At 56.8% G+C, this 20,045-nt stretch carries 18 protein-coding genes and 2 pseudogenes; 17 read left to right on the forward strand and 3 right to left on the reverse strand.

All coding sequences use genetic code 11. The annotated features are described in order from the left end of the window. Positions 1–3 precede the first annotated feature (3 nt). The 4 genes and pseudogenes from H7R73_RS07120 to H7R73_RS07135 all read left to right on the forward strand — a co-directional run. Positions 4–798, forward strand: a complete 795-nt coding sequence (locus H7R73_RS07120) for a glycosyltransferase (protein WP_213092095.1) — start codon at positions 4–6, stop codon at positions 796–798. After that, entirely contained in the window at positions 798–1,754 is a 957-nt protein-coding gene (locus H7R73_RS07125) for a UDP-glucose 4-epimerase family protein (protein WP_096106368.1), read from the forward strand. The genes H7R73_RS07120 and H7R73_RS07125 overlap by 1 nt, the downstream gene beginning before the upstream one ends. Next, positions 1,754–2,779, forward strand: coding sequence for an MraY family glycosyltransferase (locus H7R73_RS07130; protein WP_096106367.1), 1,026 nt, complete (start codon positions 1,754–1,756; stop codon positions 2,777–2,779). Before H7R73_RS07125 ends, H7R73_RS07130 begins: the two co-directional genes overlap by 1 nt. Positions 2,780–2,814: 35 nt before the next feature. Continuing rightward, positions 2,815–4,099, forward strand: a pseudogene (locus tag H7R73_RS07135) (polysaccharide biosynthesis protein); the annotation flags it as partial. 7 nt (positions 4,100–4,106) lie between these two features. Here the strand turns inward: H7R73_RS07135 and H7R73_RS07140 are convergent. Next, complete coding sequence (locus H7R73_RS07140) at positions 4,107–5,528, reverse strand: IS66-like element ISKpn15 family transposase (protein WP_043155065.1); 1,422 nt, start codon at positions 5,526–5,528, stop codon at positions 4,107–4,109. 104 nt (positions 5,529–5,632) lie between these two features. Between H7R73_RS07140 and H7R73_RS07145 the strand changes: the two are divergent. The 6 genes and pseudogenes from H7R73_RS07145 to tnpC form a co-directional block, all read left to right on the forward strand. After that, a pseudogene (locus H7R73_RS07145) lies at positions 5,633–6,304 on the forward strand (polysaccharide biosynthesis protein); the annotation flags it as partial. A 449-nt stretch (positions 6,305–6,753) separates the two neighbouring features. Further along, entirely contained in the window at positions 6,754–6,966 is a 213-nt protein-coding gene (locus H7R73_RS07150; RefSeq protein ID WP_017245590.1) for a helix-turn-helix transcriptional regulator, read from the forward strand. Then, positions 6,906–8,027 carry a replication protein RepA gene (locus tag H7R73_RS07155; RefSeq protein WP_197971174.1) on the forward strand — a complete coding sequence of 374 codons (1,122 nt, stop codon included), beginning with the start codon at positions 6,906–6,908 and terminating at the stop codon, positions 8,025–8,027. Before H7R73_RS07150 ends, H7R73_RS07155 begins: the two co-directional genes overlap by 61 nt. Before the next feature lie 427 nt (positions 8,028–8,454). Then, positions 8,455–8,757, forward strand: a complete 303-nt coding sequence (gene tnpA, locus H7R73_RS07160) for an IS66 family insertion sequence element accessory protein TnpA (RefSeq protein ID WP_048228294.1) — start codon at positions 8,455–8,457, stop codon at positions 8,755–8,757. Further along, positions 8,757–9,122, forward strand: a complete 366-nt coding sequence (gene tnpB / locus H7R73_RS07165) for an IS66 family insertion sequence element accessory protein TnpB (protein WP_041205730.1) — start codon at positions 8,757–8,759, stop codon at positions 9,120–9,122. Before tnpA ends, tnpB begins: the two co-directional genes overlap by 1 nt. 48 nt (positions 9,123–9,170) lie before the next feature. After that, the gene (gene tnpC, locus H7R73_RS07170; RefSeq protein WP_096106365.1) at positions 9,171–10,805 is read left to right on the forward strand and encodes an IS66 family transposase; all 1,635 of its coding nucleotides are present in this window, start codon (positions 9,171–9,173) and stop codon (positions 10,803–10,805) included. Positions 10,806–10,945: 140 nt separating this feature from the next. On the opposite strand, the gene H7R73_RS07175 is transcribed toward tnpC, so the two are convergent. After that, positions 10,946–11,185 (reverse strand): helix-turn-helix domain-containing protein, encoded by a 240-nt coding sequence (locus H7R73_RS07175; RefSeq protein WP_096106364.1) that lies wholly within the window; start codon positions 11,183–11,185, stop codon positions 10,946–10,948. A gap of 144 nt (positions 11,186–11,329) precedes the next feature. Here H7R73_RS07175 and H7R73_RS07180 point away from each other — a divergent pair, with 144 nt between their 5' ends. The 5 genes from H7R73_RS07180 to H7R73_RS07200 are packed head-to-tail and all read left to right on the forward strand — an operon-like array spanning position 11,330 to position 13,790. Then, a complete protein-coding gene (locus tag H7R73_RS07180; protein WP_096106363.1) occupies positions 11,330–11,986 on the forward strand; it encodes a hypothetical protein in 657 nt (218 codons plus the stop codon). Positions 11,987–12,003: 17 nt separating this feature from the next. Beyond that, positions 12,004–12,648: a hypothetical protein gene (locus H7R73_RS07185; RefSeq protein WP_069953369.1), complete on the forward strand. Its 645-nt coding sequence runs from the start codon at positions 12,004–12,006 to the stop codon at positions 12,646–12,648. After that, positions 12,645–13,061, forward strand: coding sequence for a hypothetical protein (locus H7R73_RS07190; RefSeq protein WP_059936908.1), 417 nt, complete (start codon positions 12,645–12,647; stop codon positions 13,059–13,061). Before H7R73_RS07185 ends, H7R73_RS07190 begins: the two co-directional genes overlap by 4 nt. Further along, positions 13,058–13,534: a putative molybdenum carrier protein gene (locus tag H7R73_RS07195; RefSeq protein WP_096106362.1), complete on the forward strand. Its 477-nt coding sequence runs from the start codon at positions 13,058–13,060 to the stop codon at positions 13,532–13,534. The genes H7R73_RS07190 and H7R73_RS07195 overlap by 4 nt, the downstream gene beginning before the upstream one ends. Beyond that, positions 13,521–13,790: a hypothetical protein gene (locus H7R73_RS07200; RefSeq protein WP_017936950.1), complete on the forward strand. Its 270-nt coding sequence runs from the start codon at positions 13,521–13,523 to the stop codon at positions 13,788–13,790. Before H7R73_RS07195 ends, H7R73_RS07200 begins: the two co-directional genes overlap by 14 nt. 6 nt (positions 13,791–13,796) lie before the next feature. Here H7R73_RS07200 and H7R73_RS07205 read toward each other — a convergent pair whose 3' ends face one another. After that, positions 13,797–15,371 (reverse strand): AAA family ATPase, encoded by a 1,575-nt coding sequence (locus H7R73_RS07205; RefSeq protein ID WP_096106361.1) that lies wholly within the window; start codon positions 15,369–15,371, stop codon positions 13,797–13,799. Between the two features lie 129 nt (positions 15,372–15,500). On the opposite strand from H7R73_RS07205, the gene H7R73_RS07210 reads away from it, so the two are divergent. Further along, positions 15,501–16,238: a hypothetical protein gene (locus tag H7R73_RS07210; protein WP_059936899.1), complete on the forward strand. Its 738-nt coding sequence runs from the start codon at positions 15,501–15,503 to the stop codon at positions 16,236–16,238. 627 nt (positions 16,239–16,865) lie between these two features. Beyond that, on the forward strand, positions 16,866–19,787 hold the full coding sequence (locus tag H7R73_RS07215; protein ID WP_197971175.1) for a type I restriction endonuclease subunit R: 2,922 nt from the start codon (positions 16,866–16,868) through the stop codon (positions 19,785–19,787). Positions 19,788–20,045: the final 258 nt, after the last annotated feature.

Raw genomic sequence — 20,045 nt, forward strand, 5'->3', positions numbered from 1 at the left:
TCAATGGTGTTATTTAATCCTGATAAGATATTGTTAGGTACGGTTTTTGATAAGTTTTTTGATGCGTTGAACTCATTTAATTATCATGATTTATCCACTAACCTAGTTGTTATTGATAATAGTAGTCAACCATCAAAAGAAATTAAAGAATATATAGAATCCATCCAATTCTTTAACTCAATAAAATATATTGGCCGTGATGATAACCCTGGCTTTGGGATCGCACACAACCAATCCATGCGATATGATAGCAGTTTAAAATACCACCTTATCCTCAATCCTGATCTTGAAGTTGCTCCAGATGCACTGAAAAATGCGTTTGAATTTATGGAGCAACATCCGGATTGCGGATTATTGACGCCTTTCGCTACATGGGAAGATGGTGAGGTACAGGGGCTTTGCAAACGCTATCCAACCGTATTTGATTTATTGCTGCGCGGTTTTGCTCCCGCGTTTGTGAAGAAGTTATTTCAGACGCGCTTGGCAAAATATGAGATGGCAGATCAGCTTAATAATCATGACGTGCTGTGGGATCCACCCATTGTCAGTGGTTGTTTTATGCTGTTTCGCACAGATATTCTGCAGCAGCTCGGAGGGTTTGACCCTCGCTTCTTCCTCTATTTTGAAGATTTTGACATCAGTTTGCGGGCAGGAAAGATCAGCCGGATTGCTTATGTCCCTCAGGTGAAGGTTGTCCATCACGGTGGTCATGCATCGCGCAAAGGCTGGCGTCATATCTGGATGTTTGGGCGTTCCATGGTGACTTTCTTCAATATTCACGGTTGGCGTTGGTGGTAATGGCAGATATCAAAAGTACAGTCTTGGTAACAGGTGCCAACGGATTTGTAGGCAAGGCGGTCTGTCAACACCTGCTTAGTCTGGGGGCTAATGTGAAAGGTGCGGTGCGAAGTCCCCCGCTTGCTTCGTACCAGGTTCAGGCTCCCTCTTTGACTGCGGATGCCAACTGGACAGCCCAATTGCAACAAGTGGATGTGGTTGTTCACTGTGCAGCTAGGGTGCATGTGATGTCAGATACCGCGACAGATCCCCTGGCGGCTTTTCGAGCGGTGAATACAGAGGGCACCCTCACGCTTGCTCGGCAGGCTGCTGAGGCAGGGGTGAAGCGCTTCATCTTTATTAGCTCGATCAAAGTGAATGGCGAGCACACCGAGCCAGGCAAGCCATTTGATGAGAATGTGCAGAGTCCGCCAGAAGATCCCTATGGACGCTCGAAGTATGAGGCGGAGCAGGGGCTGATGGCACTCGCGAAAGAGTGTGGTATGGCGGTAACCATCATTCGTCCTCCTCTTATTTACGGGGAAGGGGTGAAGGCTAACTTTGCCAGCATGATGACGTGGGTGCGCAAAGGGATCCCGCTCCCTTTTGCCCGTTTGAATAATGCGCGCAGCCTGTTGGCGTTGCCTAATCTGTGTGACTTCATTGCCCATGCGATGGAACATCCTGCCGCAGTGAACCAAGTCTTTCTGGTTGCAGATCCGGTCGCGGTGTCGACATCGCAGTTGTTGGCGGCGATTGCTGATGCAGAAGGGGTTGCTTGTCGGCTGTTTTATCTCCCACCTGGAGTGATAAGAGGGCTTGGCCGTTGTTTGGGGATTGATTCCAAACTGCAACGGATTTATGACTCTCTGGAAATGGATACCGGTAAGGCTCAGAGGCGATTACAATGGTCGGCACCCTATTCGCTCTCTCAGACCCTATCTCTGATGGCGTCGATCCATAGTGAGTCGTCTTGATGCTGGCATTTGTTTTGTTGTTGATGTTTTGTCTTTTTCTCTCAATCACCATGACCGGCCTGCTCAGGCGCTACGCCCAGACCCGCTTGCTTGACCAACCCAATCATCGCAGTTCGCATCAGGTACCAACACCGCGAGGTGGCGGAATGGCCATCGTCACGACCTTTCTGCTGGCCGTGCCTCTGGTTTTCGCCCTGATACCGATCTCGCTTGGCATATCCTATGGCAGTTTCGCATTGATATGGGCTGCGGCCTTGGGCATTGCACTGGTTGGTTTTATCGATGATCACACATCTCTCAAGCCCAGAACTCGCCTGATTGTGCAGAGCATTGCGGCAGCTTTGGTGGTATTTGCTGTTGATGGCTTGCCAGAACTGAGCTTTTGGGGCTGGCAGCTAGATCTCGCCTGGTTTGGTTATGTTTTTGCTTGGTTGGGAGTGATCTGGTTTATCAATCTTTACAACTTTATGGATGGGATCGACGGCCTAGCGGCGGGAGAGGCTGTTATCGTCTGCCTGTTCATGGTGTTATTCCATCATCTAGTGGGGGCGTCATGGGCGAGCGCGGCTTTGACTCTGCTGCTGGGGATCTCTGCTGCAGGTTTTCTGTGCTGGAATTTTCCACCGGCAACGATCTTTATGGGGGATGGTGGCAGTGGTTTTCTTGGCTTGATGCTGGCTTCCTTGATGCTGCTTGATGCCGCCTCTGCGCCCCAATTTCTCTGGGCATGGCTCGTCATGCTTGGGGTTTTTGTGGTCGATACCACCTGGACCTTGCTGAATCGCTATCGCCTGCGGTGTCGCCTGAGTGAGGCTCATCGCACCCATGCTTATCAATATTTGGTGAGACGCTGGAATAACCATCGAAACGTGACATTGGCTGTGCTTCTCATAAATAGCATCTGGCTTGCTCCGATCGCGGCCATGATTGCATTGGGCTATCTCGATGGGGTCATCGGTTTGGCCATAGCCTACTTACCGTTAGCCTATCTTGCGTATCACTTGAATGCAGGAGTACCAGAGTGAGAAATCGGATTATTCCTGGTGGTAACTGGTTACTGATGTGCCTAGGCTCGTTGTCGCGCGCCAGCAAACGAGCAGTCTCAGTCATTGTAGATATCATCTTGATCACGATGGCATTCTGGGGGGCATACTGGATCAGACTAGAGCGGGGCTGGCCAATCGACAGCCCTCATCACTGGGCCCTTTTAAGTGCCATTATTGCCGTCAGTATCGGCTTATTTATTCGCTTGGGCCTATATAAAGCGGTATTGCGATACGTTAGTTTTCGGGTGTTCTGGACAATCTCACTGGGTGCATTTCTTTCGGCCAGCTTCTTTGTCATTTCGGCGTTTTACTTCGATATATTCCTACCTAGAACCGTACCGATCATCTACTTCTCATTTCTGGTGCTGCTTGTCGGTGGTGTGCGGCTGTTTTTTCGGGCGCTTTTGAATACCACTCGTTTGGCGCGTACCCAAGTATTGATCTACGGTGCTGGTTCTTCCGGGCGTCAGTTGCAAATGGCTTTGCTGCAAGGCAATGAATTTTATCCTGTTGCCTTTGTTGACGATGACCCTGCTAAACAGGGCTGCGTGATCCAAGGGTGTACTGTCTACAATAGTGCCCAACTTCCAACCCTGATTGACCACCACGGGGTGCAGAAGATCTTGTTGGCCATGCCGAGTAGTACAAGGGCTCGACGCCAGGAAGTGATCAATGGGCTTGAATCCCTCTCATGTGAAGTTTTATCCATCCCCGGGATGGCTGATCTGGTCAATGGCTCTGCCCGCATTGATCAGCTCAAGGAGGTGTCCATCGACGATCTGCTAGGTAGAGATCCGGTAGAACCGGTGAGCGGATTGTTGGAAGCCAACATAGCCGGCAAGGCTGTCATGGTTACCGGTGCTGGAGGATCCATTGGCTCCGAGTTGTGTCGGCAGATTTTGCGGTGTCGTCCATCCACTCTGGTATTGTTCGAGCTAACTGAATACGCCCTTTATGTTTTGCATAAAGATCTGCATGAACAGTGTCACCGAGAAGGCATCGAAACTAAGCTGGTCCCGTTATTGGGGTCAGTGCAGCGCCAGCATCGCCTTAAGGACAGTGATGCAGAGCTTTCGTATCCAGACCGTCTACCATGCGGCCGCCTATAAACATGTACCGCTGGTTGAGTTCAACATCATCGAAGGTGTTCGCAACAATGTATTTGGCACTCTTTATGCCGCTCAGGCAGCTATTGAGGCGGACGTTGAAACCTTCGTACTGATCTCAACGGATAAAGCGGTTCGCCCGACAAATACCATGGGAGCGAGCAAGCGGCTGGCCGAGTTGGTATTGCAGGCGTATCTATTCACCAGGACGGGGTTGACGGCATCAGTTCTGCCGGGATGGGATAATCTGTCTTCTCGATGCACGCCCTGACCACGGCCCTCAACCACTCCTGTGGGCAGCGGCCCAATCGCTTGCCGGTCTCCACCAACGACAGGATGCGCTGGCGAAACAGCTCGCCCCGGTGAGACCACACGCCGTAGCTACCCTTGCGCCAGAGCACATAGCCACGCAGCGCCCGCTCCGCCTCGTTGTTGGTCAGCGCTATTTCGTCGTCAGTCATAAACCGCCACAGCATCTCGTCATCCCGCAGCAGCAACTGGCATCGTCCACGGTAGCGTTTGCTGCACAACAGGGCGCCGCGCTCCAACTGGCTTCGCCAGCTTTGCCGGTAACGCGCGAGCCTGCGCAGGTATTTCTGCTTGCTCAACGCACCGCTTTCCCAACGGTGCCGGGTACGAAACACCGCATCCGCCAGCAAGACCAACCGGGCACCGATGGGCTGGTTGCACTGCTCGCTACTCTCGGCGATGGCCGCGAGATTGCGGGCCACGTGGGCCCAGCACAGTTGCCGCTGGTCGGCGTCGATAAACCGGTAGCCGGCGTACTGGTCGGTCACCAGCACCCCGTCAAACTCGGCGCCCAGCAGCCGCTTGGCCGCCTCCTGACCACGGCCATAGGCCGTCATGAAGCAGACGGCTATCTTGCTCAGCGCCAGCCACATCCAGCGGCGCTCTCCACCCCGCTGATGCCGGGTCTCATCGGCATGAACGTGGGTGGCCGTCTGCACCTGCTGCTTGATGGCCTGGTAGGTCGGGGTGAGCATGGCACTCACCCGCCCCTGCGCCTCACTGATGGCGCCCCGGCTAAAACTCAGGCCGAAATGCTGTTTGAGCTGCTGCTGTATCTGGCTGACGCTCTGGTGAAACTGGCCGCTTTGCAGCGCGATGTAGCTGAGCAGATTGGCCCCCATCTGGCTGCTGCTGACGTTGTCTGGCAGTGCGGCCTGGGTCGTGCCGATACACCGTGAGCAGGTCGCACGATACAGTTGGTGTTCGGTGACGAGATAGCTCACCTCGGGCAGCTCGAACACCTGATGAACCTGATAGGGTTTGGCATGGGCCACCATGTCCCCGCCACAGCAAGCGCAATCGGCGGCAGGGTAATGCGGGACCAGGGTCAGGCGGGCATCAAGCGGATGCCGCTCGCGGCGATGTCCCTTGTGACCGGGCTGCGCCCCCCGTTGCTTGCCGGACGCCGGACGCTTGCGGGCCGGCGGCGGTGCACCGGGGCCGTCGCTGGAAGGCGGCTTGGAGGAGTTGCCGCTGTGCTGATTGAGGCGGTCCTCCAGCTCGGCGATGCGGTCGAGGAGCTTATAAATCAGCTCGTTGGCCTGCTCCAGAGTGGTGGGCATTCCCGCGGAATGCATGGTGTTTTTGCTCATGGGGGGAGCGTATCTAAGGAGCAGGATCAAGCAAGCAGGAAAGTGGGATCAAGAGACGATCGTCTCATTTTTCCTGTGTCAATACTGTTCCGGTGAATACTTACTTGCAGGCTTTGACACGTGAAAAACACAATACTCGCTTTTGTATGGTTCGCTTTGGAAATGTATTGGGTTCTTCCGGTTCCGTGGTTCCATTGTTTAGACAGCAGATAAACAAGGGGGGGCCAATTACCCTAACGCATCCCGACATCATTCGTTACTTTATGACGATTCCGGAGGCGGCCCAGTTGGTGATCCAAGCGGGTGCCATGGGGGAGGGCGGGGATGTCTTTGTGCTGGATATGGGGCAACCGGTGAGGATCATGGATTTGGCTAAGCGCATGATCAGGCTCAGCGGACTTACCTTGCGTGATGAACAAAGGCCCGATGGGGATATCGCTATCGAGGTGACTGGATTACGACCGGGTGAAAAGCTCTATGAAGAACTGCTCATCGGTGATGATGCCCGAGGGACTGAGCATCCGAGGATCATGATGGCCCAAGAGCGCTGGCTCCCATGGAAGCAGCTGCGCACTATGCTAGCTGCGCTGGACGACGCCTGCCATCATTTTGACCATCAGCAGGTAAGAGAAATTCTGTTGCATGCACCCACCGCATTCGAGCCAACAGATGGCATCTGTGATCTGGTGTGGCTGGCCAAACAGCAGACATCAGCAAGTAACAATGTCGTTCAGCTTCCCCTTCATAACATAGATTTTTTGCTTGCCAACCGCTGATTTCATGTTTAAAGCCGGTGGATAAAGAAGAAAAAGCCCATCCGTATTTGGATGGGCTTAGATCAAGTTGGTCTATTTTGGGGTAGTGCTAGCGATTCAAACTGTGTACGCAGCTGTGTCCCCAAAGTAAAATCAACCCAATGTTCAGTGCATAATAAATTGATTTATAATGTAATTTGTAAATTAAACATTAAACATTGAACAGGAAGTTTAGCAGGAAAGCGTGTGTGGTAGCGGCATTGTCTCTGTTATCACTACATCTTGTAGTCACTTCCATATACACTTTGGCCGCTGCTACCCGGAGCGAGGCCCGTGCATCGCTTGCCTGTCCTGCATCGCAGCCGTCGGATTTTTTGCTGCAAAAATTCCCTTCTGGGAATCCGTGACCGCTGCCGGGTCGCCATCTGAAACTTCCTGCATCGACTTTCAATGTGCAGGAGGTGAGGACGATGAAAATTCTACGCCGCAAGGCCGTCTGCGAAAAGCTTGGCGGTATCAACGACGTAACGCTCTGGCGGATCACACGCGATGATCCGACATTCCCGGTATGCATCCAGATCAACAAGCGGGTTGTCGGATGGCTGGAGCACGAGATTGATACATGGCTTGGACAGAAGGCCGCTGCCGCCCGTACTGCCAGCAACAACGCTGTCCATCCCTGATCGCCGCGATCTCGCAGGTCAAAGGTCAGGACTTGGCGATGCGCAGCGTGGGCAATTTGCTGGACGCTGGTGTGGCAGAAGTCACGCTCAAGCGCGATCCGCTGGAGCGGATCAGGCAGAATGCCACCGAGGTGGCGAAGCAGGCAGAGCAGCACGACGCCGCCCATGCATTGACTCCACGGATACGCCACTTGATCGACGAAGCTGTGGAGCTGGAGATCGAGCAGGCCCGCAACGCAGGCGCTACAGGCTACATCGCACACTTTCTGGCGCAGGCCACGCTTCCTCATACAGACCCCAAGACCAACCATTTCAAACGCGGCACGGGCAAGCTGAGCCTTTCCATCGTAGCCAACCCCGACTATGGCGTACCGTATGGCGGGCTGCCGCGCCTGCTGCTGGCGTGGCTGTGTACTGAAGCCGTTCGCACAGGTAGTCCCGATCTATCGCTTGGGCGTTCCCAGGCGGCATTCTTGCAAAGTCTTGATCTGCACAATGATGGCCGGTACATCGCGCGAGTGCGTGACCAGAGCTTGCGGCTGGTGCATTCGATGATTACCGTCGGTGGTGCAGATGGCGATGCGCTGCACGTCAGAAACATCCTCATCGCGGAGGAGGCGTTCGTCTTCTGGAGCTCTCGCGATACGGTGCGACGAGGGGCATGGGAAAGCTCGATCACCTTGAGCACAGACTTTTTTAAACGTCTGATCAGCGCCCCCGTGCCACTCAAGATGGAGGCACTACGTGCGCTCATAAAGTCGCCTCTGGCGATGGACATCTACACATGGCTGGTCTACCGCATGTTCACCTTGAACGTTGGGGCAAGCAAAGGAGGCAAACGGCTTGTTCACGTGCCATGGACTGGCCTGATGATGCAGTTCGGCTCTGGCTATGCGAATACTCCCAAGGGGCTGGCCAACTTCAAGACCAATTTCCGCCTCCGGCTAAACGAAGCGCTGCTGTTCTATCCCGAGGCTCGGAACCACATCGAGGAAACGAAAGATCACCTGATCCTCACCCCTGCACGCCTGCATATCGCAGCGACCAAGAGGAGGAGATAAGCCTGTGGGCTTTTCGGGCTGTCCACGTGACATCACTAGCAAGACGGAAACCCTTGCCAGAGCTGGCTTTGGTGCCATTTCTGTAAATTGTCCACGTGACATCGCTAGTCATCGGTACGTGACATCTCTAGCCGTTTTACGTGACATCGCTAGTCAAGGCCGACGTGCGGAATCGCCTGCAAGCCCCGCAGGGACTGGGATTCAACGAAATGGCGAGGTTGTCCCTAGTAGCTCTGCTTTTAGGTTTTTCTAGTATTTATAAAAACCTAGTAGCTGCCGCTCTGCGGCTGTGGGCAATCCTTCGCTCCCTCCGGTCGCTGCGTGGCTACTCGTTATTAAAAAGTAAGCGCCCTTGAATCGGCATCTTTTTTTCCCAAAATCAGCTCGTCACACTTGAAATCCATTACCTCTTCGCTGGATTTTCACTATGACCACTCAAGAACGTGCTGATTTTTGGCGACAGCAGATCACCGCCTGGCTTGACTCCGGCCTCTCCGGCCACGCCTTTTGCAAAAGCCAGGCACTGGTCTATCACCAGTTTGCTTACTGGCGTAAAAAGCTCGAACAGCCTGTAGACTCGGACTCTCTTCCTGGCTTTGTCAGAGTAGCCATGCCTGCTCCTGTCGGGACCGAAGTCGGCTTGACGCTCACCTTACCCAACGGGATCACTCTCTCCGGGTTACATCCGGGCAATATCGATTTGCTCGGCGCTATCATGAGGCAGTTGTAATGCGCCCTCGTTACTTGCGTCCGGCACTGACCATGCCGCAGATCTACCTCTATCGGGCTCCTATCGATTTTCGTAAACAGGCCCACGGCCTGGCGGCGCTGGTCGAGCAGCAACTGGGGCACAACCCGTTCACCGGTGCCCTCTATGCCTTTACCAATCGCCGCCGCAACAAGATCAAGTGTCTGATGTGGGAGGACAACGGCTTTGTGCTCTATTACAAGGCGCTGGCCGAGGAGAAATTCAAGTGGCCATCGTCTGCCGATGAGCTACTCTCCCTCTCTTCCGAGCAGATAAACTGGTTGCTCGATGGCTACGATATCTCCTTGATGCAGGGCCATAAAACACTGCATTATGAGACGCTTTAATACCGCCAACCTCGTGCTTTACCGCCTTGTTTTTGTTATAATTTCCTCATGAAAATGACGCTGAAAAACCTCACCCCATCACCTGATCTCAGTGGCCTTAGCGCCGCTGAGTTGTTGGCGGTTATTGCGGGTTTTCAGCAACAGTTGGCGTTAAAAGACGAAGCTCTTCAATCCAAAGAAGAGGCTATCCAGCGGCGTGACGCCCATATCCTGTTACTCGAAGAGCTGCTGCGTCTGCGCAGGATCCAGCGCTTTGCCGCCAGCAGCGAGAAACTTCATCAGCTCCAGCTCTTTGATGAGGCAGAGCTGGAAGCGGACATGGACGCCCTGCTGGCCCAGTTACCCGATGACCTGCCGCACACTGCCGAAGCAAAGGCCAAGCCGCGTCAACGTGGCTTCTCCGCCTCACTGCTGCGCGAGCGCATCGAACTCACCCTCAGCGATGAGCAGAAAGCCGGGGCCAGCAAGGTGTTCTTTACCAAGGTCAAAGAGGAGTTGCAGTTCATTCCGGCTCAACTCAAGGTGCTGGAGATCTGGCAAGAGAAGGCGGTGTTCGAGCGTGATGGCGAAGAGGTGATCCTCGCGGCCAACCGCCCCGTACACCCGCTGGGCAAATGTATCGCCACGCCGTCATTGCTGGGCTACATCATTACCTCTAAGTATGCCGATGGCCTGCCACTGTACCGTCTGGAGCAGATGTTCAAGCGCCTGGGGCAGGAGGTGAGCCGCACCAGCATGGCCCACTGGATCATCCGGCTGGACGAGGTGTTCCAGCCATTGATAAACCTGCTGCGCGAGGAGCAGAACCACGCGACGTACCTGCAAGCCGACGAGACGCGGATCCAGGTGCTCAAAGAAGAGGGCAAAACTGCGCAATCGGACAAATGGATGTGGGTGACCCGCGGTGGTCCGCCGGGCCGCCCCGCTGTGTTATTTGAATATGATCCGTCGCGCGCCGGAAGCGTACCCGTGCGCCTGCTGGACGGTTTTAGCGGCGTACTGCAAGCCGATGGCTATTCTGGCTATAGCCAGGTGTGCAAACAGAGCGGTCTCACCCGGATTGGCTGCTGGGATCATGCGCGGCGCAAATTCATCGAAGCGACCCAGGCCGCGCCGACCGTTGCGAAGGGCAAGAGCAAGTCCGGTGCCAGCAAGGCCGATGTAGCCCTGGGGTACATAAGTAAACTCTATGCCATCGAGCGGGAGCAGAAGGAGCGCAGTGATGCCGAACGCTATCAGGCACGGCAGACGCGTAGCATGCCGCTGTTGGCGGAGTTCAAAACCTGGCTGGACAATAACGTCGGCAAGGTGATGAAAGGCTCGCTGACGAGAAAGGCGATGGAATACACGCTGGGGCAGTGGCCCTATCTGGTCGGCTACTGCGAGCGGGGTGATCTACACATCAGCAATGTGTTGGCGGAGAACGCGATCCGCCCGTTCGCCGTGGGGCGCAAGGCCTGGTTGTTCGCCGACAGCGCGCAAGGCGCCAAGGCCAGCGCGACCTGCTACTCGTTGCTGGAGACAGCCAAAGCAAATGACCTGGAGCCATCAGCGTATATCAACTATGTGCTGGCGCAGATCGGCGAGGCCGATACCCTGGAAAAACTCGAAGCCCTGCTACCCTGGAACGTCCCGCTGGAGCCCATTGCAAAAAAAGTGGCGCAATACAACGAAGGCAAGTAGGTCGATTTAGCGGCGCTTACATTAAAAATAGCAGGGCTACTTGGCGTCGGCTGTTTTCAATATTCCTTCGACGGCCCTGCCCGGAGCACTCACCCTTTTCAGACGACATCGTAACGCTACGATAACGTAACGCTACGATGTTACGGTGCAGGCTCCTGTCCGGTAGCCGGTGCCTCCAGCAGTACTGAAGGCTCCACCCCCAGCGCCTCGGCCAGCTTGAAGATGTTGAGTAAGGCAATGTTGCGTTGCCCACGCTCAACACCCCCTAGGTAGCTGCGCGCCAAGCCACTTTCCAGTGCCAGGCGTTCTTGCGACCACCCTCTGGTCTTTCTGATTTCTATCAGCTTCAGGCCGAAGCGTAGTCGGGGATCAAGGGCCATATTTCTCTCTTCTTTAAAGAGAAATGACTCTATGAGTACCCTCTCTATAGGGCTACGCCCGATAAGTGCCCGCACTATGAGTGACAATTGAATGCAGGCGCCATAAAATGGCCTCTATGAGTAACAAAATGGAGGAAATGACGTATGGCAAGCGTCTGGAAGACTGCGGGGATGGGAGCAGCTGCGGGGCTTGCTGTTCCGGTGGCAGGGCTTTCAGGTCTCGCTGCCGCTGGTTTTACGCTGATTTTTGTTCTGGCGATGTTCGGCGTGGGGCCTGCGCGCCTGTCACAGACATCGCTTTGGGAGCTGCTGACCAGTGAGCTGATGCTCTATCTACTGATTTCGCTGGCGATCTTCACGCTGTCCTTCCGCTTTCTCGCGCGCTTGCAGGCCAGCTGTCAGGCCCTTGTCGCCAGGATCAACGGCCAGCAGGGCCTGTCATTCGATGCTGGACATCTCCTGGGTTATCCCGCACCGGCATTCCTTGTTTTTGACTCTCAGAATCGCAAGATCGCGGCCTGTGATGTGGTTAATGACGCATACAAACTGCACGACTTCTCCTGGCTGCTTGATTGGCGGATGACCTGGCGCGAGGTCGAGAGCATGGAGATGAACGGCGGTAGCCGTCAGGTCAACGCCAGCGGCATGAGCGTGCCGACCTTCGAGCGCACGGTACGCGCGAAAGACTTCGCCATCGAGCTGCAAACCGCCGATCCGCAACGACCAGTACTCAGTTTTCCCATGAGCCGTCGGGCGGCGGAAACCTGGTGCGCCCGGCTCAATGCCCTCTTTAACGGATAACCTCGCGAGGAACTGCGATGAAACACTACCGGAGCTTGCTGCTTCTGCCTTTTGTATTGACAGGTTGTGCCACACCCGACATGCAAGGCGCACTGGATTCCATGAACGGCTTGGGAAAATCGATTGGGAGCAGCCTTTCGCAAGCGGCTACGCCCGCAAGCGCAGCAAATCGCAACAGCTTGCTTGGCACTCCACTGCATAACGCCTTGCGCCAGAATCTGTCTACCGACGGTCGCGCCCCGGAGTGGCCCAAGGTGGTGATCAGCAATCTGCAAATTCCGGCTGATCAGATGACCCTGACCCGTAGCCTCACGCTCAAAGCCAGCGATTGCATTCACTTTGACGCAGTGCTCTGGCACGACGCCAAGCGCTCCGAGCGCTTCAGCAATCTGTCGCTTTGCGCGCCGGAGCTGCCGAAACAGTCAAACAACTTCGTGCTGACCTGGAAGAGCTTTTCCATCTCCGGCAAGACCAGCGGTCAGGTTCGCAGCGACGGGCCAACCCCACCGTACAGCAAGCTGCCCAGCGACCCGGCGATGGAGCGCTGGCTGATGAATCAGTTCGGCCTTTACTATGTCGGTTCGTTGCTGACGCTGGTCGGCTATGACCCCAACTTCACGGTCGATGACCGCCGCTTCTGGATCAGGAACATCAAGGGATGAAAGCGTTGCTACTGGCAGCCATGCCGGTGGTGCTGATGGATGGCACTGCCCCAGACCTCAACCACTGGTTGCGGATCGAGCCAGCCATCGTCGCCGCCGTGGAATGCCGTCAAGCCTTGCCGTTGCACGTACTGGACGGCATTGCGCCCAATGCTCCCGGCAGTTGGTCGCTGACACCGGCACGCAGCTTCACAGTGTTCGGGTTGCCGGTGACGCGTATCGAGCTGTTCATCGACCCGGATGGTGAATTGGGTGCGAGCTATACATCCGTCATTGAAAAACGCAGCCTGGAACAGGTGCGCAAGCAACTGAAGCTTGCCAGCCAGCGCGGGCGCATCGGCCAGCTCTCGGCAGATCAGCCCAGCGCAGAGGTTCAAGTGACTTGCACGGTCGCCGCAACGGAGCAAGGGTGAGCATTCAGCGCATCCTCTCCGGCGGCCAGACCGGCGTAGACCGGGCGGCGCTGGATTTCGCCATTGCCCGGCAGATTCCGCACGGCGGCTGGTGCCCGGCAGGCCGACGGGCCGCTGATGGCGTACTGGATGCTCGCTACCAGTTGATGGAGACCGAATCCAGCGGTTATCGCCAGCGCACCAAACGCAATGTGCTGGACGCTGATGCCACACTGATCATTTACCGGGACAGGATCGAAGGTGGCAGCCTGCTCACTCGCGATCTGGCGACGGGACACGGCAAGCCGCTACTGCAGTGCGATTTGCATGACCCTGCAGAAGAGCTGTTGGCGGCATGGCAAGACTGGTTGCTTAGCCATTCCATCGCTATTCTCAACATTGCTGGCCCGAGTGAAGCACGCAACCCCGGTATCTACCTGCAGGCGAGCGCACTACTGGAGCTTTTTTGGAGCAAGGAACATGAGCCGATCTGATGCCCGCTGCGCGACACCCTATATCTACTCGGGTGAGTTGCAGATTCGCCCCGAAGTGGATGCCGCGCTGGCTGCGCTGAAAGACAAACCCTACACCGCCATCCCTAGCTGGAAAAATGACGGAACCTGGGAGCTGTGGACGGTGGAAGGCGACGGCGAAACCAAGCCCTGCATCATCAGCGGCCCATCGACCACTTACCCCAGCGAGGCCGATGCACTGGCCGCCGGTGCGGCCTGGCTATCCGGACAACGCTGAGCAACCTCAATTCCAGCCCTCGCTGACAAAGCCAACGCCACGGCGGTTGATCTCGACCGGCGGTCTGATGTCTTGCACCTGGACGATTCCTCGGTCATCACGAGCTGCCGAACCCAAGGCCCGCTGCAGAACCAGACGCACACTGCGCGGTGGCAAGGCTTGCAGGCGGGACAGGACATCATCATCCAGTCGCTCGACAAAGGCCGTGCCCCAGCTCGACTCGTCGCGGAGTCGGTTGTAAATCGACTGCGCGATGCTTCTGACCTGCTCCGGCCTGGGCGGTTGAATGTGCAACACCGTCAGCCGTGAGCGTAGCGGCCCCGGAATCGCCTCCAGCTCATTCGCGGTCGCCATCCAATTGACATGACTGGCGTCAATGGCAAAGTCGCGGATCGACAAGTCGCTGAAATCCCGCGCACTGCGCGGTTCCAGCAAGGTATAGAGTGCTGCCAGCGGATCGTATTGCGGTCTGCCGTTACTGGCCTTGTCCAGTTCATCGAGTACCACCACCGGGTTGGCCAGTGGCTGGTAGGCCAACAGCTCAAAGAGCTGGCCTGGCTCGGAATTGCTCCAAAATGATTCGGAACCGGCGAGCGGCGAACTCGATTGCGTGCTCGCCATATCGAAGACCCGAAACGGCAGCACGAGCTGATCGGCCAGCCAGCGTGCCGCCTCGGTTTTACCAATGCCCGCCGGGCCGACCAGCAACACGGCAGGCCAGGACACGCGGCCATCGCCCAGACTGGACAAGGCGAAGTGATCACGCAGCAGCTCGGCCAGTTCATGGAAGTTTGGGAAAGCCTGCGCGAACTCATCCAGCAGGGCTTTCCAGTCCGGGGGTAGCAGGCCCAGTTGGCGGCTGCCATGGCCCGCCCGCTTGATCCGCTCTGCCATCGCCTGTGCGCGCTTGAACTTGTCGTCGCCTTTTGGTCGGTGGCGATCCACGAACGCCTCCAGCCCGGCTTCATCGAGAAAGACGATGCTCGGCAAGGGCGCTGATTTAGCGGCTTCTGTCGGCTGCTCCTGAACCTGCTCCGGTTCGGCTTCACTCAAGACCGGCTCATTTTCAGCCGCCACGGCGGCACGTACATCTTCGGTCGTCACCTTGCCCAGATCGTGCACCACCTGCTGTACCCCCTGTTCGACGATGAGCTGGCGGCTGCGGCGCACTTCTTCGGCAAACAACCCTTGGATGCCGTCATGTTGCGGGCAGCGCTGGGGACGGATGCCGTCCCCGATAACCTGTGCGCCGCAGACGGGGCATTGTTGCAGCGAAAGGTGCTTGGTCTGGGCAATCAGATCGAACACTGCCGCTGCACGTTCGCTGTGGCGTCGCGGCGGCTGGTAATGAATGACCAGGCGATCCCGGTTGCAACTCACCGACAGTGAGCCCTTGAGTGCGAGCACTGTGGGCGGCAGCAGGCATTCCACCTGGGCAAACAGATGTGCTACCAAAGCCAGATGCCCCGGCGCGGGTTCGACGATCTGCCGGGCAAGCCAGGGATGCTGCTCCTTGAGCGCAGTAATGGCAGCTTCGTATTCCCGCAGGCGCAACGGACGGATTTGCTTCGGCTTGCGCATGATGGCCTCTCAAAACATCTAACTATAATTTACTATAACGCCAATTTACACGAATCGCCAAACTCCGCGCGCTCGTCTTGTCGGCCAATAAGTCTTATAGTGATTTACAGTGAATTCGCAGAGCCCGATATGCCAAGCCTTACCAACGAACAATTGCCAGCCCTTGCCGCTGCCTTGATACGACTGCGCGGGGAAACGCTGGGGCGGATCGCCGAGGCCACCGGTATCCGCACTGCCAACCTCTCGGTCTGGCTGCGTGGCAAGGAGCAGGTGATCTCCGCCAAACGACTGGTCGGCCTGTTGCACCACCTCGGTGTGGAAGGCGGCCGCCTGCGTACCGACGTGTTGCACCCTTGGCATGATCGCGGGGCGCTGGATGACAGCAAGCTTGTACTAGGCACGCTGCTGGCCAACACGCAGCCAGTGTGGTTGTTTCAGGATGAACAGCCGGGGCTCATTAAGACGCGCTTTCTGTTGGCTGGCGATGTGCTGATCCGCATGGAGATCGAGCCGGGCGTCGATCAAGCCCTTGATTTGGCGACAGTCGTCAGGGTGGATCGTGTCATCACCACCCCTGCAGCATTGGCCGGGGTGCCAATCGACTCGTTGGCATCAGCACACAACGTCCTCTTGGCGCTGGCGGAGCAGGCCGCAGCGGACGTGGGTGACGAAGAGCTGCTGGAAGGGCTGATGTTCCGTCTGACCGAAACGGTTGGCAGCAATGTCGCGTCATCACGGGGGTGGCAGCAGCTGGAACAAGCGCTGTGCCTTGCGCTCAAGACAGGAGCCCAGCCTGCCGACATCGCCAAGCTGGTTGATAGCCATTTCCGCAGCAGCGGAAAAGCGGACATGCCGCCAACTGAGTAAGCAAAAAATGCGCTGTTTCCATCCGTTGGGTTTTCAAATCGTGCTGCGCTGATCGCATGACTTTTAGCTGGTCACATGCCCCGTTACTCCCCATCTGGCGCTACGTTCTTTCTAACGTCACGCTACGTTCTTCCTAATGGTGTTGTGTTGGGGCGCAAAAAAATGATGTGATGACCAACATAATACTACGTTATATCTAGTGTGCTTAACGATCTTTCTAACGTCGCACAACGTACATTCCAACATTGCGTCGTATCATCAAACACACTGCGTCATACATGTCGCGCCCAAATGTGATGGGGAGTAACGTGGCAAGAGCCTTTGTGACCAGCAAAAATTAACTGTGCGATCAGACCGGGCTGCCGGCCGACTGTGTAAACAGTGTGGCGGCATGCTGGCAACAACGTGGCAGCCTTGTGCGAACAATGTGTTGAATGGGTGGCAAGGATGGTGGCGACAGTGTGGTCACCCTGTGGCGACAGTGTGTAGCCATGGTGGTGACAGTGTGGTCACCCTGTGGCGACAGTGTGGTCACCCTGTGGCGACAGTGTGTAGCCATGGTGGTGACAGTGTGGCACTGCGCCCCATGCAGCCACATTCAACTTACAACGACAGTAGCCAATAACAATGCCGGCCAACACCGCCCAGGAACCTCAAGCTAGCTATGGTCCCAGCCCAAAAGGCATCGGCTGGAGCTACTCCGCCCCGGCTGACGTGCCGTGCCAGATTCAGGAAGTGCTGGTCGAACCCTGGCTGCGCGATGCCTTGACCCGTCTGAACCCCGAGATTGCTGCTCAGCCCGACCGCGCCGATGAAGTGCTCTACAAGCTGCGCGCTATCGTGCTGTCGGTGCGCTCGGATGGTCTGATCCGCGCCAACGAGGAAATGACCGCGTGGATGCGCGGCGAGCGCTCGATGCCCTTCGGCCCCAACAACGAGCATGTGCCGGTGCGGCTGATCGACCTGGATGACCTGGCGCAGAACCAGTACATCGTCACCCAGCAGTACACCTACCGCGCCGGCTCCACTGAACGCCGGGCTGATCTGGTGATGTTGGTAAACGGGCTGCCACTGGTATTGATTGAGGCCAAGACGCCGGTCAAGAAGTGCATCAGCTGGGTCGACGCTGCGGTGCAGGTGCACGACGACTACGAGAAGTTCGTACCCGAGCTGTTCGTCTGCAACGTGTTCTCGGTGGCCACCGAGGGCAAGGCGTACCGCTATGGCTCCATCGGGCTACCAGTCAAGGACTGGGGCCCTTGGCATCTGGATGGTGATGGCGACGATGGCCAGCACCACCCGCTCAAATCCCTCAAGCTGTCGGCCGAGAGCATGCTGCGCCCGCATGTGGTGCTGGACATTCTCGGCGGCTTCACCCTGTTCGCCACCAACAAGAAAAAGCAGCGCATCAAGATCATCTGCCGCTACCAGCAGTTTGAAGCGGCCAACAAGCTCGTCGAGCGGGTGCTGGCGGGTTACCCCAGAAAGGGCTTGATCTGGCACTTCCAGGGTTCGGGCAAGTCACTGCTGATGGTGTTTGCCGCGCAGAAGCTGCGCATGCACGCCGGCCTGAAGAACCCCACTGTGCTGATCGTGGTGGACCGGATCGATCTCGACAGCCAGATCACCGGCACCTTCACCGGGGCGGACATTCCCAATCTGGAAAAGGCGGACAGCCGCGACAAACTGCAGCAGTTGCTGGCGCAGGACGTGCGCAAGATCATCATCACCACGATCTTCAAGTTCGGCGAGGCCACCGGCAGCCTGAACGACCGCAGCAACATCATTGCCTTGGTGGACGAAGCCCACCGCACGCAAGAAGGCGACCTGGGCCGCAAGATGCGCGAGGCCCTGCCTAACGCGTTTCTGTTCGGCCTGACCGGTACGCCGATCAACCGTGCCGACCGCAATACCTTCTATGCCTTCGGTGCCGAAGAGGACGAGAAGGGCTACATGAGCCGGTACGGCTTCGAGGAGTCGATCCGCGACGGTGCCACACTGAAACTGCACTTCGAACCGCGCTTGATCGATCTGCACATCGACAAGGCAGCGCTGGATGCCGCATACAAAGACCTGACCGGCGGCCTGTCGGATCTCGACAAGGACAACCTCGCCAAGACCGCCGCCAAGATGGCCGTGCTGGTGAAGACGCCTGAGCGCATCCGCAAGGTGTGCGAGGACATCGTCGAGCACTTCCAGACCAAGGTGGAGCCCAACGGCTTCAAGGGCCAGATCGTCACCTTCGACCGGGAATCCTGCCTGCTATTCAAGGCCGAGCTGGACAAGTTGTTGCCGCCCGAGGCCACGGACATCGTCATGTCGGTGCAGGCGGCGGACAAGAAGGAGCACCCGGAGTACGCGCCCTACGACCGAAGCCGCGACGAAGAAGAACGACTGCTGGACCGGTTCCTCGACCCGGCCGACCCGCTGAAGCTGATCATCGTCACGGCCAAGCTGCTGACCGGCTTCGACGCGCCTATTTTGCAGGCCATGTACCTGGACAAGCCGCTGCGTGACCACACGCTGCTCCAGGCCATCTGCCGGGTAAACCGTACCTACTCCGAGCAGAAAACCCATGGTCTGATCGTCGACTACCTCGGCATCTTCGATGACGTGGCAGCGGCGCTGGAATTCGACGACCAGAGCGTCAAGCAGGTGGTCAGCAACATCCAGGAGTTGAAGGACAAGCTGCCCGAAGCCATGCAGAAATGTCTGGCCTACTTCACTGGCTGTGATCGCACCCTGCAAGGTTATGAGGGCCTGATCGCTGCACAACAGTGCCTGCCCAACAATGAGGTGCGAGACAACTTTGCTGCTGAGTACAGCGTGCTCAACAAGATCTGGGAGGCGCTGTCACCGGACACTGTTCTGGGCCCCTTCGAGAAGGACTATAAGTGGCTGTCTCAGGTGTACCAGTCGGTGCAGCCGTCCAGTGGCCACGGCAAGTTGATCTGGCACTCTCTGGGCGCCAAGACTATCGAGCTGATCCACCAGAACGTGCATGTCGACGCGGTGCGGGATGACCTCGACACCCTGGTGCTGGACGCCGATCTGCTGGAGGCTGTGCTGTCGAACCCTGACCCGAAGAAGGCCAAGGAGATCGAGATCAAGCTCAAGCGCCGGCTGCGCGGGCATGGCGGCAACCCCAAGTTCAAGAAGCTGTCGGAGCGGCTCGATGCGCTGAAGGACCGCTTCGAATCCGGGCAGATCAACAGCGTCGAGTTTCTGAAGCAGTTGCTGGAGATCGCCAAGGAGACGCTGCAAGCCGAGAAGGAGGTCCCGCCCGAAGAGGACGAGGATCGCGGCAAGGCGGCGCTGACCGAGCTGTTCAACGAGGTGAAGACCGCCGAGACGCCCATCATGGTCGAACGCGTTGTGGCGGACATCGACGAGATCGTGCGACTGGTCCGCTTCCCGGGCTGGCAAGGGACTCAGGCGGGTGAGCGTGAGGTCAAGAAGGCACTGCGCAAGGCCCTCTTCAAATACAAGCTGCACGCGGATGAGGAGCTGTTCGAGAAAGCCTACAGCTACATCCGGCAGTATTACTAAAGGGGCGGGGGATGACCACTCAGACGATAGATAGTGCACCGCATGCGACCTGGTTCGTCGGCGCGAGCTATGGCGGTACAGATGATCAGATGCCGCGATTTCTTGCAGAAGGAATTTGGGGGAACGGCTACGAGATGAGGATCGTTGTTTGATGCACCTGGCGCGCTGGGCCGGCCTTTCAGGCTGGGTCAGTACGCCATACGCATGTGGTTATGATCATGAAAAGATTGTACTATCTTACCCACAATTGATCACGAT

Origin of the sequence: Aeromonas sp. WP2-W18-CRE-05 (genome assembly GCF_014168615.1) — a bacterium.
Lineage (GTDB): Bacteria > Pseudomonadota > Gammaproteobacteria > Enterobacterales > Aeromonadaceae > Aeromonas > Aeromonas caviae.